Below are 16299 nucleotides of genomic sequence, written 5' to 3'. Positions count from 1 at the left end.
GCCGCATGAAGTCATTTGAGACCATCCGCGATCTTGCCGCTCAACTTCATATGGAGCTTGTGCGGAAGGGTGCCAATCCGCAGGATCCGGAAAGCCTGATCGCGCACGCCATCACGCATTTCGACCTTGAATTGACTTTTCTCGAAACTGCCGACCCGGCGCTGAAGGGCGCGAAAGCGCTTTTCGACGAGCAGAGCGGGACGATTTGCGCGGCGAAGATCGGCTCTGCCGCCGAGCGGGCCCTGGTCGTCGCGCACGAAGTCGGGCATCTGGTCGCGCATGCTCAATCCTGTTCCTGTGGCGAGTCGGACATCGATCCGTCGCGCTCGACCGAAGCGGCGCCCGTCGGCTTGCAGAAGGTCGAGGATTACGGCGCCAAGGAGCGGCGCGAACTGGAAGCGAATGTCTTCGCGCGGGAGCTTCTTTTCCCGCGCTTTCTGGCATCCAAATGGTTTCTTGAGGACAGGGCCGGTGCGTCTGCCATCGCGTCGAAATCGGGGCTTCCGTTGCCGCTTGTGCGGCAGCAAATCCTGGATGCGGTCCTTCTGCCGAAGCTGGAGGCCGCAAAGCCGAAGCCTCCCGTCACGTTCAGGCGCGATCCCGCCCAGGAACGGGCCGCCGCGCATCGCAATTCACCGTACCAGCTCCGCGCCGGTCCCGGCACGGGGAAGACGCGAAGCCTCGTCAGCCGCATTCAGTCGCTCCTTGCGGATTCTGTCCAGCCTGCCGCGATTCTCGTTCTGACGTTTTCCAACCGGACGGCCGCGGAGCTTTCCGAGCGCCTCACGCTCGCCCTCGCCGACAAAGCCGCTGCCGTCTGGGTCGGAACCTTCCACGGATTCGGCCTCGACCTGGTCCGGCGTTTCCACGACAAACTTGGATTGCCGCCGGATCCCACATTGTTCGATCGCAGCGACGCAATCGCCGTGCTCGAAGAGATTCTGCCGACACTTCCTCTCAAGCACTACAAAAACCTGTGGGATCCCGTCATCGTGCTGCGGGACATCCTGCAAGCGATCTCGCGCGCCAAGGACGAAGTCGTGACGGCGCCGGAGTATCACAAGCTTGCAGAGGCCCAGCACGCGCGCGCCGCGGCTTCCGGTGATCCCGAGGCCATCAAGGCGGCGGAGAAAGTCCGCGAGATTGCCTCCGTCTACGAACTTTACGAGCAGGCAAAGGCCGCCCGCCAAGCGGTTGATTTCGGCGATCTCATTTTGTTGCCGACATTGTTGCTGGAGCAGGACGAAGCCGTGCGGGCTGCAACGCGTCTGCGCCACCGGCACATCCTGGTAGACGAATATCAGGACGTGAACCGCGCCAGCGTGCGCCTCGTGAAAGCCTTGGCCGGCGATGGAAAGAATCTTTGGGTCGTCGGCGATGCCCGGCAATCCATCTACCGGTTCCGGGGCGCGTCGTCCGCCAACATGGCGGCGTTTGCCGCGGATTTTCCGGGCGCCGTCTCTGAACCGCTTGAGATCAACTATCGATCCACGCAGAAGGTCATTGATGCCTACAGCGCATTCGCCGAGCGCATGGACATGCCGACGGCGCTCGCCAGGCTGGATCTGGAAGCGGCCCGCGAAGAGAATGCCCATGTTCCTGAAATCCGTGGATTCGGCACTCCAGACGACGAAGCTGCGGGAATCGCGGCCTGCGTGAGGCAGCTTGAGAAGGAAGGCATCGACTTGCGCGATCAGGCGGTCCTTTGCCGCACCAATCCACGGATCGACGAGATCGCCAAGGCGCTTGAATCGCGCGGCATACCCGTCCTGCATCTTGGAAGCCTGTTCGAGCGCGAAGAAATACGCGACCTGCTCTCGCTTCTGAGCCTCGCCACAGACCGCTTCGGAGCCGGACTGGTGCGGATTTGCACGATGCCGCGTTATCAGGCCTCGCTCCAAGACGTGAAGCGATTGCTGGCTCACCTCGACGGGGGCGACAAGCCTGCACTATCCCGGCTTGATGAACTTGCGGAGTTGCCGGACCTGTCCGCACCCGCGGCGGCGGCCATCAAGCGCCTGGCGGGAGATTGCGCAGGACTCAAACCCTCGCAGTATCCCTGGGACTACCTCACGACCATTCTTCTGGATCACGGGGACTGGACTCGGTCGCTTGCCGGCGGCGTGGACATCTCAGATCGCATGCGCGGGATCGCCATCTGGCAGTTCCTCAATTTTTTGCGCGAACAAAGTCCGGTTTCCAAAGGCTCGCCGATTTACACCGCGCTGGAGCGGGTGCGAAATCTCGTTCTTCTCAACGAGGAGCGCGATCTCCGGCAGGTTCCGGAGGCGGCGCTGCGAATGAACGCCGTGCGCCTCATGACAATACATGGAAGCAAGGGCCTGGAGTTCGAAGCGGTACATCTCCCAGGCATGGTCGTCACCGGCCTTCCCGCCAACCCGCACCCCGTGCAATGCCCTCCGCCCGAAGGAATGATCGCTGGAGCGACTGGATCGGTCGCCGAAGAACACGAGAGGGCGCATCGGCAGGAAGAAGAGTGCCTTTTCTTCGTCGCCATGTCCCGTGCCCGGACGCGACTCTGCCTTTATCTGACACGGTTGCAAAGAAACGGCCGCGGAAGGTCGCCCTCGCCGTTCATTGCGCGCGTGGCATCCAAGATGCGAAGCATCGACGACGCGCCTACCCTTCCGGGCGCAAAGCGGTCGCGCCCGACGGAGATTCAGGTCGCTTTTTCGGAAAGCTGGTCTCTCACCGACCGGCGCATCGGCTCTTACGAGCGTTGCCCGAGGCGATTCTTCTATACTCACATTCTGGATATTGGCACCGCGCGCCGGTCAACATCCTTCGAGCGCACCCATTCCTGCATCTACGAGTTGATCGACTGGCTCGCGAAAACACGGCTCGACGCTGTTCCTACCCGCGAGGAGACCCACGCTGCGTTCGATGCCATCTGGGCGCAAAAGGGACCGACAGATCCGGCCTATGCCGCGGACTACCGCCATCTTGCCCGCAAACTGGTCGACGGGCTTGTCGATGCCGGCGCCAGCCGGATATTTCGGGAAGCCACTCCGTTGGCGATCGATTTCGCCAATGGCCGCATACTGATCGAACCTGCCGAGATCGCCGAGCGCGCCGACGGCGTCGTCGTGGTCCGCCGTATCCGCAGCGGGCACCGGGGCAAGACCGAGTTCGAGAAGCTCGAATATTTTCTCTACCACGCGGCCGCAACCAAGCACTTCGGGAGCGGTGCAGTCGTTGAAGCCATCCATTTGACCGACAACGAGGTCGTCGACGTCCCTGCCCTCAAGCCCAATCAGACCAAAACCGGCACCAGGAAGACCGAAGAGCTCCTCGCCGGCATCGCGCGCGGCGCCTACAACCCGAAACCAAACGCCTTCACCTGCCCGCGCTGTCCCCATTTCTTCATTTGCGCCGCCGCGCCTGACGGCCCGTTGACCGCCGTCTGATTTTTTCTGCCGGGTGGTTTCGGCACGCCGATCCCGAGGGATTACCGGATCAGAAGCCAGTGACGGCAATCGCGCCGGTCACGGCTCTGTTCAGATCCGGAGTTCACATGAAGACCATCAACATCTTTTATCAGGGCGAGGGCGTCGCCGCGCTCGAACACATCGAGATCGGCGATCACGAAACCTTCGGCGCGCTTCGCGCCGAGCTCGCCAAGAAGCACGGGCTGGGCGCCGATGCCTGCCTGTTCATCGAGGACGAGGCAGAGCCGGTCGCCGACGAGGTGCCGATCGCGAGCAAGGCGGGCCGGGCCGGCGTCAAGGTCCACATCCATCGCTGCCGCGAGATCAAGGTCACGGTCCACTTCAACGGCAAGTCGGTGCACGACAAGTTCGCGCCCGGCGCTACCGTTGCCAGCGTCAAGCAGTGGGCCGCGATCCGCAAGTTCGGCATGACGGAGGAAGAGGCGAGCCACCACCACTTGCAGCTTGCCGGCACCACCATTCAGCCGGATCCCGGCACGCATATCGGCACGCTCGCCACGTCGGGCAAGTGCGCGGCCGAGTTCGACCTCGTGTCGACCCCGAAGGTGAACGGTTAAGTCCATGGCCACGCAAACCACCGGCGCGCCGGACGAGCGTGCCTTCCGGGCGGACGCGGCGAAGCCCGCGTTCCGCCTAGCCGAAGCCGAGGGACGATTTCGCGTCATCAGCATTGCCTGGCCGATCGTGCTGGCCGGCGTGCGCGCGGCCGACGGCACCGAGTTCTGCCTGCGGCTCGACTGCGCCGGCTATCCGGCAATCGCGCCGACCGGACGCTTGTGGGACCTCAAGAAGAACGCGCCGCTGGCCCACGCCTCCTGGCCCGGCAGCAAGGGCGGGCGCGTGAAAGCCGTGTTCAGAACCGACTGGAAGGACGGCACCGCACTCTATCTGCCGTGCGACCGCGTCAGCCGCCAAGGCCACGACAACTGGCGGCAGGAAACGCCGACGATGATCTGGGATCCGTCGCGCGGCATCACTCAATACCTGGAGATCGTTTATGAGCTTCTCAATTGCGGCGATTATCAGCCGCCTGTTCGCACCGCGGCATGAGCTGTCCTGCTCGTGGTTCCTCTGGCAGCGGCTGACCGCGCGCCTGCGCGAGCGCGGCCGCAACGAAAGCCGCGAGAGCGGCGCCTTCCTGCTCGGCATCCAGGAGCCGGGTCAGCCCGCGCGGATCCTTGACTTCATTCTTTACGACGATCTCGACCCGCACAGTCTCGACACGGGTATTGTTCGCTTCGACGGCAGGTATTTCGGCAAGCTCTGGTCAATCTGCCGCGAGCGCGGCCTCACCATCGTCGCCGACGTCCATGTGCATCCCGGCGGTTCGGCGCAAAGCGCCTCCGATAAGGCGCACCCGATGGTGACGCAGGCCGGCCATCTCGCGCTGATCCTGCCGCAATTCGCGCGGGCGCCACTGCGCCGCGAGGAAATCGGCATCTATCGCTATCTCGGCAACCAGACCTGGCACACCGTGCCGCGCACGCAGCGGCGGGCGTTCTTCCATATCGGATTGTGAGGCTCATAATGAACGCATTCACGTCGGCAGATACGATGCACCGCTTAGCCAAGCGGGCGATGGACAACGGCAGCGCCCGCAGCCGCGAGGAAGCCGAAGCGCTGTTGCAGGGCTACAGAATCGCGATCGCGGTCGACGACGCGGTCTGCACCGATCGGCATCACCAGGCGGCAGTGCTCGCTGCTGTTGCGCTTGGCCGCCGCGTCTTTCTGGGCGGCGTGACGGTTGCGGGCAATCTGGACGTCCCGCTTGTTGCGCCCCTGCCCTTCGGCCGCACGCTTGGCGAAGCGGTCGTCGCGCTTGGCGGCGCGCCCGGCGACATGCGCGCGGGCCTCCCGGTGCTGCGGATCGGCAATGGCTCCGGTGGCCGCGTGCAGGGGTTCTGCGTTCGCCTGACCTTCGCCGGCTGGCGTGGCGGGATTGTGCCGAACGACGCCGAGGGCATCGCCGCCCTTGCGGGCGAGACTATGGCGCTCGCGCCGATGCTCGCGGCGGCCTTGGCGGTCAACGAAGCCTTCCTGCATCTCTCCGGCGAAATGCCGTCGGCGGGCCGCCGTTGCGTCGGCCTGTCCCTGTGGAATCTCGCGGACAAGGACTGGCTCGATGCCCGCGCCCCGGACCCCGTGCTGCGGTATTTGCCGACGCGCCTCTGGCTGATCGGCCTTGGGCATCTCGGGCAGGCGTTTCTCTTCGCCCTAGGGCTCCTTCCCTACGAACGCCCGTCCGATCTTCACCTTCTGCTTCAGGACGACGACATCGTCACACCGTCGACCGAGAGCACCTCGATCCTCACCGACGCCGCCATGGTCGAGAAGAAGAAGACGCGGACGATGGCCGCATGGGCCGAGCAGCGCGGTTTCAACACGACCATCACCGAGCGGCTCTTCGACAAGGACACGCGGCGCCAGCCGCACGAGCCCGCCATCGCGCTCTGCGGGCTCGACAATGCCGCAGGCCGCCGCCAGCTCGATCTCGCCGGGTTTGACTTCGTCGCCGAGGCCGGCCTTGGCCGCGGCCACGCGGATTTCCGCAGCATGCTCATTCATACGCTGCCGGGCGACGCGCCGGCGGCCAAACTCTGGCAGAGCGTCGACGCTGGCGGGAGCGCCATCGACGCGGCCGCCTACCGCAAGATGCTGGAGGACGGATCGCTCGACCGCTGCGGCGTCACCCTTCTCGCCGGCAAGGCCGTCGGCGCGCCGTTCGTCGGCGCCACGGCCGCAACCATCGTCATCGCGGAAGTTCTGCGCCTGCTGCACGGCGCGCCGGTCAACCGCCTGGTCGAGCTGAACCTTATCAATCCCGATCACCGGCGGACGGCGCCGCAGCGCAACGATTTCTCAGGTCTCAATCCGGGCTTTGTGCCCGCGCTTGAGAGGAGTGAACAGCGTCCGGAGTAATGCACAAATCTGTTCGCTTTCTGTTCTTTCACGTGCTAGGGTTGAAACTTCTTCTGACCTTGACGATCGCGTGCAACATTTTCCGTGGGGGGGAGACGTGACCAATTTTCAGTTCCTGCACACTGGCGACATCCATCTTGACAGTCCGCTCAAGGGCCTTGCCGGGCAGGATGGGCCGGCCGCCGATCTCATTCGAACAGCCACGCGCCAGGCTTTCTCCAATCTCGTTGACCTGGCCATCGCGGAAGAAGTCGCGTTCGTCGTCATCGCCGGCGATCTCTACGACGGGGATTGGCGCGACTATCAAACCGGCCTGTTTTTCGTGCGCCAGATGGGCCGCCTCGCCCAAGCGGGAATTCCGGTCTACCTCATCTGGGGTAACCATGACGCGGAGAGCCAGATCACGAAGCGGCTCAACCTGCCAGACAATGTCAAAGTCTTCTCATCGCGCAAGCCGCAGACGCTCACGCTGGATGGCTTGAAGGTCGCCATCCACGGACAAAGCTTCAAGCAGCGCGACGTCACCGACAATCTTGTTCCTGCCTACCCCGCTCCGATCGCGGGCTGTTTCAACATAGGCGTACTGCACACTGGCCTTGGCGGCATGGGCGGCCACGCCAACTACGCACCGTGCAGCATGGATGACCTGATCAACAAGGGCTACGACTATTGGGCGCTCGCGCATGTGCACCAGGGCCAGGTGCTTCACGAACGCCCGCACGTCGTCTTCTGCGGCAACCTGCAAGGCCGCCATATCCGCGAGACGGGGCCGAAAGGCGCCTGCGTCGTTTCGGTCAGGGACGGCGCCGTCGACAACATCGCAACCATCCGGTGCTCCGTGGTGCATTGGGCCCGTCTGAATGTCGCGGCCGACAAGGCCCACCATTTCAACGATCTGATCGATGCCATTCGCGATGCCATCACCCGCGCCGTAGCTGCGGATGACGGCGGGCAATTGCTTGCCTGCCGGATCCAAATCACCGGCCGGACCAGCCTGCACGCGCAGCTCCCTGGCACGATCGAGCAGCTCACGGCCGAAGCCCGCGCTGCCGCGCTTGGTCTCGGCGAAGCCGCCGCGTGGATCGAGCGCATCGCGATCGACACCGAACCGGAGCTTGATCGGTCCCACGCCGTGCGTGCTGACGCGCTCGGCGATCTGCAGAAGATCGTCGAAGATGCCGCGTCGGATGGACAAGTCACCGCGCAGATCGAAGCCGCGCTCGGCGATCTGATCCGCAAACTTCCGCACGACCTGCGTGCCGAACTGGAATCCGGCGCGCTTATGGACGCCGCCACAGGCGACTACAAGAGGCTGATCGAACGCGCGGGGCGCGATCTTCTGGCGCAGCTCGAAGCGGAAGGAGCCTGATCATGCGCATCCGCCGACTCGACCTTCTCCGCTACGGGCATTTCACCGACGCTGCATTGCACATGCCGCCAGGCCAGCCGGATTTACATTTTGTCGTCGGCCCCAATGAAGCCGGCAAATCCACGGCTCTTTCTGCCATCGAGGACCTGCTGTTCGGTATCCCTCACAATTCCACGCGCAACTTCACGCACGACTACAACACGATGCGTATCGGCGCCCTTCTTGAGACCGAAGGCGGGCAGCTCGACATCCGCCGCCGCAAGGGCAACCGCGACACCATCATCGACGGCAACGGCGTCCCCTTTCCCGCTGGCGAGTCGGGTCTCGCTTCGTTTCTTGCAGGAGCCGACCGTGCTTTTTTTGTGCGAATGTTTTGCCTGGACCATGAACGCCTGCGAACCGGCGGCCAGGAAATCCTTCAGGCCCAGGACGATGTCGGACAAATGCTCTTCTCCGCCGGTGCCGGGATATCAGGGCTTCGGCAACGCCTGAAAGCGCTTGAAGAGGAAGCCGATACGCTTTGGGCCAGTCGCCGCGCGGGGCACCGCAAATTCTACCAGGCCGACGAGAAGCTGAAAGCTGCTGAAGCCGCTTTGCGCGAGCATACCTTCGCCGCTACCAAATGGCAGGACCTCAAGACCGCCGTCGAAGAGGCGGACGCGGCCATCGCCAAATTGGAAGCTGACATCGAATCGAAGGCAGCCGAACACCGGAAACTGACCCGCGTGCGCCGGGTCTGCCGCGACGTGCGCAAGCGCGCCGAGATCGACGCCGCCATCCAGCAACTTGGTGAGACGGTTTCGCTGCCGCAGGACGCCGCAGTTATACTGGCCGATGCCATCCGCGATCAGAACATCGCGGCTACCCGCATTGACACACTCAATGAAGAGATCGCCAAGCTCGAGCGCGAGCGCTCCCTGCTCGTTTACGATGAGAATTTTCTGATCAGGGGCGAGGACATCGCGCGCCTGCACGAAAGACGCATCACCATCCGCGACCGCCGAAGCGACCTGCCGAAGCGGCGCGCGGAACTCGCAGTCGCGGAATCGCAGCTTGCAGGCCTTGCCGCCGAAATCGGCTGGACACCAGGCGATGCCGCCGCGATTGTCGCGCGTATTCCGACCCGCACCGCGCTCGCTAGCATTCGCTCCCTGCTCAATCAACGCGGGGAGATGGACTCGGCGGTCGCCAGTGCAGAAGAGACAGCGCAGGAAGCCGAAAACAAGGCTGCCGAGCTGGTTCAGACACTTGCCGACGCGCCGGCTGTGCCGGATGTTTCGACGCTTGGTGCTGTCATCAAAACCTGTCGCGAGGCCGGCGACATCGCTGCGCGTATTGCCGCCGCCGAGCGTGACGCCAAGGAAGCGTCGGCCGCTTCCGAACGCCTTCTGAAATCGATCTGGCCGAAGGCTACATCTCTGGCCGACCTTGCGGCCCTCGCGCCGCCGTCCAAGGACGCCATACAGGCGCATCGTGATGCCGTGCGCGACCACGAGCGACGCACGCAGGCCTGCCTGGAGCGCATCCGCGCAGCCGAACAGGAATGCCTCCGCCACGACAAAGCCTATGCCCGCATCGCCAAGACGGAAAACGCCGTCTCGCTGGAAGGCCTTCGCAGTCTGCGGGAGCGGCGCGATCTCGGCTGGTCGATCATCCGCAGAAAGCATCTTGATAATGCGCCTGTCGGTGACGACGAAATCGAAGCGTTCCAGGGGCGCGGCACCCTGCCCGATGCTTATGAGGGCGCTGTCCGAGACGTTGACGATGCGGCCGACCGCCGTTTTGACAATGCGCAAGCCGCAGCCCGGCTTGCCGAAATTGGACGGCAACGCGCCGAGCAGCAGGAACTGCTTGATGCGCTCAAGGCTGAAAACGGCGCGCTGACAGCGGAGCAGCAAAGGCTTGACGGCGCGTGGACAACGCTTTGGGCAAATACAGGCATTGCTCCGGCTGCGCCCGACGAGATGCTCGCATGGCTCGATCTGCGGGCGCAGGCCATCGACTGCGCGGGAAAAATCGAAGCCGCAGAGCGCAATGCAGATTCTCTTCGCACAGAGGAAGACGCGAGCAAATCACTGCTCGCAAAGGAACTGACGCCCCTTGGCGTCGACCCCAGCCAGATTTCGTCCAAGCCTTTACGCGTCGTCATAGAGTTCGCTGCCGACGCCCACAAACGCTTCGAGAAGCAGGACGAGACCAGAAAGGCCCTGGAAGACTCTTTGAAATCGGCAAATGCCGAAGCAGCGCGAAAAAAGGCGGCGCTAGCCGCCGCCCAAACACGGCGGTCTGAGTGGCAGGACAAATCAGCCGCCGCCCTCGCCAGCCTGGGTGTGGACCAGAGCGTCCCTCACGAGACGCTGCTTGTTCAGCTCGGCATTCTCGATGAAATGCGCGAGATCGCAGCCAGGATTACGGACCTGCGGCAGGAACGCATCGAGAAGATCGAACGGGACATCACGGCATTCGAGGAAGAGGTTGCAGAGCTTGTTAAGGCGATCGCGGCCGACCTTGCCGCCACAGCGGCCGACGACGCAATCCTTGAACTGCACCGCCGCTCCGGTGAAGCCATCAAAATCCGGGACGAGATTGCGGCGAAAGACAAGGCGCTTACCGAGCAGCAGCAAAAAGTGGAGGAATGCCGCAAGTCCGGCGCAGGCGCGCAAAAGGCCATCGTTTCATTGCAAGCGGCGGCCGCCGTTACCTCACTCGACGATCTGAAGGATGCCATCAAACGGTCCGACACCATGCGCGCTCTCCGCGGAGACATGGACTCTGTCACCAGTACGCTTTCCTCTGACGGCGACGGCCTCACCGTCGCCGAGCTCGAAACCGAGTGTGCCGGCGCCGACCCCGATCATCTGGCCGCGCGCGAGGCGACCGCAGGCGAGGAGCTTCAGGCTCTTCGGGACCAGCTTGTCGATATGCGGCAAACCCAGAGAGATGCCCGGAAGAATTTTGACGCCGTCGGCGGCGCCGACGGCGCCGCCCGCGCCGCCGTGGACCGGCAATCGGCGCTCGCTGAAATGAGCGAGATCGCGGAGCGCTATGTCAGGCTGCGGAGCGCGGGCATTGTCCTGCGTCATGCCATTGACCGATACCGGCGCGAAAAGCAGGCGCCGCTTCTCAAGCGTGCCGGACAGCTCTTTTCCACGCTGACCGGCCAGTCCTTCACCGAGCTTCAGCTTGAACTGGACCAGCACGACAACGCGCATCTCGCCGGCATCCGACGCGGCGGCGGGAGCGTTCCGGTGTCAGGCATGAGCACGGGCACCGCGGATCAGCTCTATTTGGCGCTGCGGCTCGCAGCCGTCGAAGACTATCTCGGCCACGCCAGGCCCCTGCCCTTCGTGGCCGACGACCTGTTCATCAACTTTGACGACGATCGCTCGCGGGCCGGCTTTCAAGTTCTCGGCGAGATCGCAAAGAAGACACAGGTTCTCTTCTTCACGCATCACAAGCATCTGATAGACGTGGCGCGGGAAGCTTTGGGCGACGGGATGTCCGTCACCGAATTGGACGGCCCCGCTGTGGCGTATCAGGCGCCTTTGGCGATTGCCGCTGCGGAGTGACAGCGAGGTCTCCATGAAAGGAGTTTCCTCAAAGCATCAGGACCGCGCGAATTCCAACAGCGGCCCGATGTCGTGATTGTCGGCGGCTTGCAGGGCCGCGACATAGCGCGCGCGCAGCGTGCCGACATCGGCAAGGCTGCCGCCGCCCCAACTGAAGGGCTCACCGCCGAGCCGTTCGATCAGCAGGTCGGCCATGAGTCGCGCGTGCCGGCCGTTGCCGTTCGGAAACGGATGAATCGCAACCAGCCGGTGATGCAACCGGACCGCAATCTCGTCGGGCGGATAGGTCTTGTTTTCTACCCAGAACCGCACGTCGTCGAGCAAAGCTGGCACTTCCGTGGGGATGCGGAAGGCGTCAATTCCGATATTGCGTTCGGTCTGGCGATAGGTGCCGGCCCAGTCCCAGACGTCGCCCAGCATTTGCTTGTGGAGGTTCTTGACGAAATCCTCGGTCAGCAGATCGGCAGGCTTTTGTCCACGCCGGCGGCGCGCCCAGGCCGCGCCATCGATGATGTTCGCTTCCTCGGCCTCGTTGAGGTCCTGCCGGTTCGTGATCCAGGCCTGCAACAGACCCGCGCGTTCTTCGGGAGCGAGCGGCGTCGCATCGTTCGGCTCCTGAAACAGATCCGTCATCGCTCGTCCCAGAGATCGCGGTCGTTGAGATGCTCGCGGATATAGGCCTCGATCCTCGCTTCGAGACCGGCATCGCCCGTGCCTTGCGCTTCCAGCTTCATGGTATGCGCAATGCGGCCGAGATCGCGCATGGCGATCTTTCGCGCGCGCGTGCGCACGGCGCCATCGAGCGTCGCATTCGGCACGAGCGCATAGACAAGCGTGCAGTCGAGCGCCTCGGCGGCGCGGCGCAGGGTCTTGAGCTGAACCGTGCCGGTGGCTTCGGATTTTTCGAGCGCGTCCGCGCTTTGCGGACTGACCTGCATCCGGCGGGCGAATTGCACGCCGGTCATGCCAAGCGCTTCGCGGATCGCCTTTACCCACCCTTTCGGAGGCGGGGTAAAGCGGTCCGTGGGCTTAAGAGCCGCGAGGCGCTCGTCGAGCCGATGACGGGCATGTTGACGGAGGGTCGGTTTCATAGCAGAGCCTGAATTCCCTGACACTTGTATCAGATTATGGTTTGATTTTAGAGCCGACAATATCATACCGCAGACTGATTTTCCAATTGTAAAACTCAGACTAGAGGCTGACGCAGGATCGACGGAATCAAAGAACCGAGTAATTTCAAGAGATGCGGGACACAAGCGCCCTGTCGAAAACGCTCGGGAAACGTCACTTTTTTTTCAACATGGCGCGTCGGCTAATGGCCGACCGGGCTCTTGTGAACGGAGCCACGCTGACGGGCTTTGTCTCCGCCCTCCGGCTTCGATCCCTCGCGCACCGTTTTCCCGACGCTCCCCGCGTCGAAGCGCTTAGGGGCGCCACCCCGTCGGCGCGCCGCCAAGGACAATCTCGCTTGCCGTGGCGGCGCCGCCAAGGACAATCTCGCTTGCCGTGGCTCGGCTAAAGCCTGCGCCCGCACCCAACCCCGCGAGATTCTCCTTGCGGCTTACACACCCCGCTCTCGGCGAGGGCCAAGGCTGCATCGCACCGATGCAACCCTTGACCACGAAGAGAGGAATAAAAAATGATCGACACGATCCTTGCAGACCTGAACACCCCGGTGAATTGAAGACGGCCGCAATTCGAATATCTGTCTCGCGTTCGCGATCACCTTCTCACGACATCGCCTTTAGAGTTTCGCGCACGCCCAGATCGTCAGGAAAAAGATCGCGGGCGCGCCGAGCAGTATGGCGTTCGAGAGGAGGACCGCCTGAAAAGCCGACCGCTTTCGCCGCGCCCACGGGGTGAGAGCGACGACGAATACGGCAGGCGCGTACAGGATTAGCGCCAGAAGAGCGCCGGGCTGCAGACGCAATGTCTCGATGGCATCCTGAAACGTGGTCAGCCCGGCAGATAACCTGAAGCTCGAGTAGGCGGCGTACAAGATCGCGCACGAGATCCACAACAGGAGCAGCGTCGGGACTGGGGTGGAGCCTTCCACATAGCGCAGCGGCGGATCCCAGGTGGGCTGCACATGGGCTCGAACTGTTCGGCGTCTTCCACCCGAGCCGGGAGTGGGGACGCGATTATTGTAGTCGTTCCGCCAGCATGGGAGCGCGACGCGGGCCCGGGGAAACGAAGTGAACAGGGTCTACTTCGGTAGCACATCCTGCAGCTCGGCCTAAAGACCAGGCCAACCAACAAACCAAGCGCCCTTGAGAGCCAATGATGGGTGGGCCGAAAGCTAAGATCTACAGTGCGATCGCACGTGGCGACGTTGATGGATGCCTTCAAGGAGGCTTGACGCAGGTGCACAATTGTCGAGCTTTCTGACAGTGATTGCGGAGCGGCCGAGGAAATTATAGGTCGGGAAAGGCAATCATTTTGAAAGGCGAGCCGATAGCGTACGTCAAGAAGGAGTAGGTCGTCATGCCGTCGTCGCAGACTGCCACGCGGCTCGATGCAGCACTCCCCTTCTTGAAGGCCACCCCTTCCCTGTTCGTTGCCGCGGCCAGGTAAGTGAGTCCAATGCGGCGCCTATGGGGGGGGTTCGCATATCGGCGTCCGCGAGCTGTTTGCAGAGCGCGCTATTCCTTCGCAATCTTCGACCGAGCGTCGGGCTTCAGTAGCTCGAGATAATCCACATCGAGGGCGACCGACAGTTCGTAAATCGTCACGACAGTTGGGTTGCGCTGCCCCTTCTCCAGGCCGCTTATGTATTGCTGGCTGAAGCCAGAAATCTCCGCCAGCTTCTCCTGAGTCATTCCTTTGTTTTTTCGGATCCGCAGAACGTTGCGGCCAACCAATCGACGCATGTCCATGGGCAGAAGTCAGCCCATTGCGCGCATGGTTTTTATCAACTATAGTATGTATCCACTAAAGTATGTAACGCCTGATCGGCCTGAGAGGAGGTTCTGTGTCGCAAGGTCGTTTCGCCGAACCAAATTCGCAGGGTCGTGCCGTGGCAGTGACCGCGATAGAACATGGCAACGTGGTCATTACAGTCGCAAGCTTAACGTGCGAGCGCACCGTGTCCGCCGCCCCGGTCTGCGGCTTCATCACCACGATTTTGGGAGGTCCACTTCGCGGCGAAACGCGGGAGAGCAAAACGTGGAGCGGGATGATTCGCAGTCACTCGGACGCTGTCTCTCGCGTCTCCGAGCTCCTCGTGTCTGAGCAGGATGACGCCTCGCAAGCAGACGATGAGCACCCGCGATAGAGCCCGTGAACCGACCCTTTTGCTTCCGATAGCGCGATGACACTTCCGAAGGACGCAAAGACCTTCACTGTTACCTGATCCAAGGCCTAGACACGTCCTCCGGTGTTTTTTTCCGGCAGGTGCACAGGGCTTCGGAAAGGGTATCCGATCGATGCCAAGGCAGACGGCTCTCCCGTCATCACTCAAGCCGCGGCTCATTACACGCGAGGCGGCAGCCGCCTATATCTGCGTTTCCGCCAACGTCTTTGATCAAATGGTGCGAGCAGGCACCATGCCAAGGCCCAAAATTCTCGGCGAGCGCCGGAAAGCATGGGACGTCCGAGAACTGGACACTGCCATTGATCTGCTGCCTTCAGATGGCAATGATCCTGGCCTTGACGAGACGTGGAGCGATGTCGATGCCTCGAAGGTTGCCGCCATACGTTGAGCGCAATCACGTCAAGGGGCATACGTACCTGTCATTTCGGCGCGGCAAGGGTCGGCGCATTCGCCTGCCAGATGACCCGACCAGCCCTGAGTTCATGTCAGCCTACCAAAGCGCCCTTCTAGGTCAGGTGACAACGTCGAGACCCGAAATCCGCTCTCCCGTTCAGGGCACAATCTCCGCGCTGATCGCCTCTTACATGCGAAGCTCGGAGTACATCGGCCTTCGAAAGACCAGCAAGGAGGGGTACGGCAGACGCCTCGAGGCCATCAGAATCGAGCACGGGCATCGGACCGTCGCTGGACTTTCTCGCGAGCGCATCATCACCGGCATTCTTCAGCCGTTCGCCGATCGGCCCGGCGCGGCTCTCGATACTCTCAAGAAACTTCGCATTCTGATCCGTCACGCAATCAACATCGGATGGATCAAGCACGATCCGTCACTCGGGATAAAGCGACCCAAGCTTCAGCGCATCAGATCTTGGACCGAGGACGAGATCGAGCTTTTCCGCAAGAAGTGGCCTCTGGAAACCAAACAGCGGCTGGCTTTCGAACTGTTCCTGAACACGGGCCAACGACGATCCGACGTGGTCCGCATGGCATGGTCCCACATCACGCCCGAGAACAGAATCGCCGTCGCGCAGCAAAAGACAGGACGACGATTGTTAATTCCGCTCCACCGTGACCTGCTTTCGGCCTTGGCCATCGCGAAGCGTGACCACGTGTCGATCATCACGACCGCCTACGGCCAGTCCTTCAGCGTCGACGGCTTCAGCCAATGGATGCGGGACGCGATTACTGACGCAGGCCTGCCGCTTGGTTGTCAGCCACACGGTTTGCGGAAGGCAACCGGCCGCCGTCTGGCGGAGGCTGGCGCGACGGCAAAGATGATCATGTCCGTGCTTGGCCACACCACTCTTGCAGAAGCTGAGCGATACACCGAGGAGGCTGATCAGGCGAGCCTTGCGGTCGATGCTCTGGCGCGCCTTGAAGGACACAAGGCGAACGACTTTCCCCAAACGCAATCTGCCGGTTTGGGAAAACCGACCAAAAGCTCAAGGAAATCAGCGGGGGAAAGGCAGAACTGGCGCTCCCTAGGGGAATCGAACCCCTGTTTCAGCCTTGAGAGGGCCGCGTCCTAACCGCTAGACGAAGGGAGCGTGAGGTGAACCGCATAGCCTTGAACGCGCCGCGCCGCAAGACGGCGGATGCAGAATTTGTGGGGGTGCGGTGTCCGTGCCCCAAGGGTCTTTCCCCGTGTGGGCCCCCTCCCCT

Annotated in this window: 11 protein-coding genes, 1 tRNA gene and 2 pseudogenes; 9 read left to right on the top strand and 5 right to left on the bottom strand. The window is 62.6% G+C overall.

What is annotated here, in order from left to right:
- The first annotated feature begins 5 nt into the window (after positions 1–5).
- The 7 genes from ACQR1X_RS19575 to ACQR1X_RS19545 all read left to right on the top strand — a co-directional run bounded on the left by ACQR1X_RS19575 (position 6) and on the right by ACQR1X_RS19545 (position 11327).
- Positions 6–3428, top strand: a complete 3423-nt coding sequence (locus ACQR1X_RS19575) for a UvrD-helicase domain-containing protein (protein WP_434899409.1) — start codon at positions 6–8, stop codon at positions 3426–3428.
- A 107-nt stretch (positions 3429–3535) separates the two neighbouring features.
- On the top strand, positions 3536–4027 hold the full coding sequence (locus ACQR1X_RS19570; RefSeq protein ID WP_316237025.1) for a hypothetical protein: 492 nt from the start codon (positions 3536–3538) through the stop codon (positions 4025–4027).
- A gap of 4 nt (positions 4028–4031) precedes the next feature.
- Entirely contained in the window at positions 4032–4520 is a 489-nt protein-coding gene (locus ACQR1X_RS19565) for a DUF7665 family protein (RefSeq protein ID WP_316237026.1), read from the top strand.
- Positions 4468–4989 (top strand): hypothetical protein, encoded by a 522-nt coding sequence (locus ACQR1X_RS19560; protein WP_316237027.1) that lies wholly within the window; start codon positions 4468–4470, stop codon positions 4987–4989. The genes ACQR1X_RS19565 and ACQR1X_RS19560 overlap by 53 nt, the downstream gene beginning before the upstream one ends.
- Positions 4990–4997: 8 nt before the next feature.
- Positions 4998–6389, top strand: coding sequence for a hypothetical protein (locus ACQR1X_RS19555; protein WP_316237028.1), 1392 nt, complete (start codon positions 4998–5000; stop codon positions 6387–6389).
- A gap of 97 nt (positions 6390–6486) precedes the next feature.
- A complete protein-coding gene (locus ACQR1X_RS19550) occupies positions 6487–7758 on the top strand; it encodes a metallophosphoesterase family protein (protein ID WP_434899408.1) in 1272 nt (423 codons plus the stop codon).
- A 2-nt stretch (positions 7759–7760) separates the two neighbouring features.
- Positions 7761–11327, top strand: coding sequence for an AAA family ATPase (locus ACQR1X_RS19545; protein WP_434899407.1), 3567 nt, complete (start codon positions 7761–7763; stop codon positions 11325–11327).
- A gap of 36 nt (positions 11328–11363) precedes the next feature.
- Here ACQR1X_RS19545 and ACQR1X_RS19540 read toward each other — a convergent pair whose 3' ends face one another.
- The 4 genes and pseudogenes from ACQR1X_RS19540 to ACQR1X_RS19525 all read right to left on the bottom strand — a co-directional run bounded on the left by ACQR1X_RS19540 (position 11364) and on the right by ACQR1X_RS19525 (position 14203).
- Positions 11364–11960, bottom strand: coding sequence for a mobile mystery protein B (locus tag ACQR1X_RS19540; protein WP_172133936.1), 597 nt, complete (start codon positions 11958–11960; stop codon positions 11364–11366).
- A complete protein-coding gene (locus ACQR1X_RS19535; protein WP_172133959.1) occupies positions 11957–12418 on the bottom strand; it encodes a mobile mystery protein A in 462 nt (153 codons plus the stop codon). Before ACQR1X_RS19535 ends, ACQR1X_RS19540 begins: the two co-directional genes overlap by 4 nt.
- A 941-nt stretch (positions 12419–13359) precedes the next feature.
- Positions 13360–13533, bottom strand: a pseudogene (locus ACQR1X_RS19530) (integrase core domain-containing protein); the annotation flags it as partial.
- 436 nt (positions 13534–13969) lie between these two features.
- Positions 13970–14203 (bottom strand): helix-turn-helix domain-containing protein, encoded by a 234-nt coding sequence (locus tag ACQR1X_RS19525; RefSeq protein WP_316237032.1) that lies wholly within the window; start codon positions 14201–14203, stop codon positions 13970–13972.
- Positions 14204–14752: 549 nt separating this feature from the next.
- On the opposite strand from ACQR1X_RS19525, the gene ACQR1X_RS19520 reads away from it, so the two are divergent.
- Positions 14753–15028: a helix-turn-helix transcriptional regulator gene (locus ACQR1X_RS19520; RefSeq protein ID WP_434899406.1), complete on the top strand. Its 276-nt coding sequence runs from the start codon at positions 14753–14755 to the stop codon at positions 15026–15028.
- A pseudogene (locus ACQR1X_RS19515) lies at positions 14958–15920 on the top strand (tyrosine-type recombinase/integrase); the annotation flags it as partial. The gene ACQR1X_RS19520 and the pseudogene ACQR1X_RS19515, both read left to right, overlap by 71 nt.
- A 189-nt stretch (positions 15921–16109) precedes the next feature.
- On the opposite strand, the gene ACQR1X_RS19510 reads toward ACQR1X_RS19515, so the two are convergent.
- Positions 16110–16184, bottom strand: a tRNA-Glu gene (locus ACQR1X_RS19510).
- Between the last annotated feature and the right edge of the window lie 115 nt (positions 16185–16299).

The sequence above is a fragment of the Bradyrhizobium sp. HKCCYLRH3073 genome (genome assembly GCF_051167995.1).
Lineage (GTDB): Bacteria > Pseudomonadota > Alphaproteobacteria > Rhizobiales > Xanthobacteraceae > Bradyrhizobium.
Note: the sequence above shows the minus strand (reverse complement) of the source record. Positions and strands in the feature narration are given on the sequence as shown.

Coding starts and splice junctions, on each gene's coding strand:
- ACQR1X_RS19575 (WP_434899409.1), top strand. CDS start 6: ATGAAGTCATTTGAGACCATCCGCGATCTTGCCGCTCAACTTCATATG.
- ACQR1X_RS19570 (WP_316237025.1), top strand. CDS start 3,536: ATGAAGACCATCAACATCTTTTATCAGGGCGAGGGCGTCGCCGCGCTC.
- ACQR1X_RS19565 (WP_316237026.1), top strand. CDS start 4,032: ATGGCCACGCAAACCACCGGCGCGCCGGACGAGCGTGCCTTCCGGGCG.
- ACQR1X_RS19560 (WP_316237027.1), top strand. CDS start 4,468: ATGAGCTTCTCAATTGCGGCGATTATCAGCCGCCTGTTCGCACCGCGG.
- ACQR1X_RS19555 (WP_316237028.1), top strand. CDS start 4,998: ATGAACGCATTCACGTCGGCAGATACGATGCACCGCTTAGCCAAGCGG.
- ACQR1X_RS19545 (WP_434899407.1), top strand. CDS start 7,761: ATGCGCATCCGCCGACTCGACCTTCTCCGCTACGGGCATTTCACCGAC.
- ACQR1X_RS19540 (WP_172133936.1), bottom strand. CDS start 11,960: ATGACGGATCTGTTTCAGGAGCCGAACGATGCGACGCCGCTCGCTCCC.
- ACQR1X_RS19535 (WP_172133959.1), bottom strand. CDS start 12,418: ATGAAACCGACCCTCCGTCAACATGCCCGTCATCGGCTCGACGAGCGC.
- ACQR1X_RS19525 (WP_316237032.1), bottom strand. CDS start 14,203: ATGGACATGCGTCGATTGGTTGGCCGCAACGTTCTGCGGATCCGAAAA.
- ACQR1X_RS19520 (WP_434899406.1), top strand. CDS start 14,753: ATGCCAAGGCAGACGGCTCTCCCGTCATCACTCAAGCCGCGGCTCATT.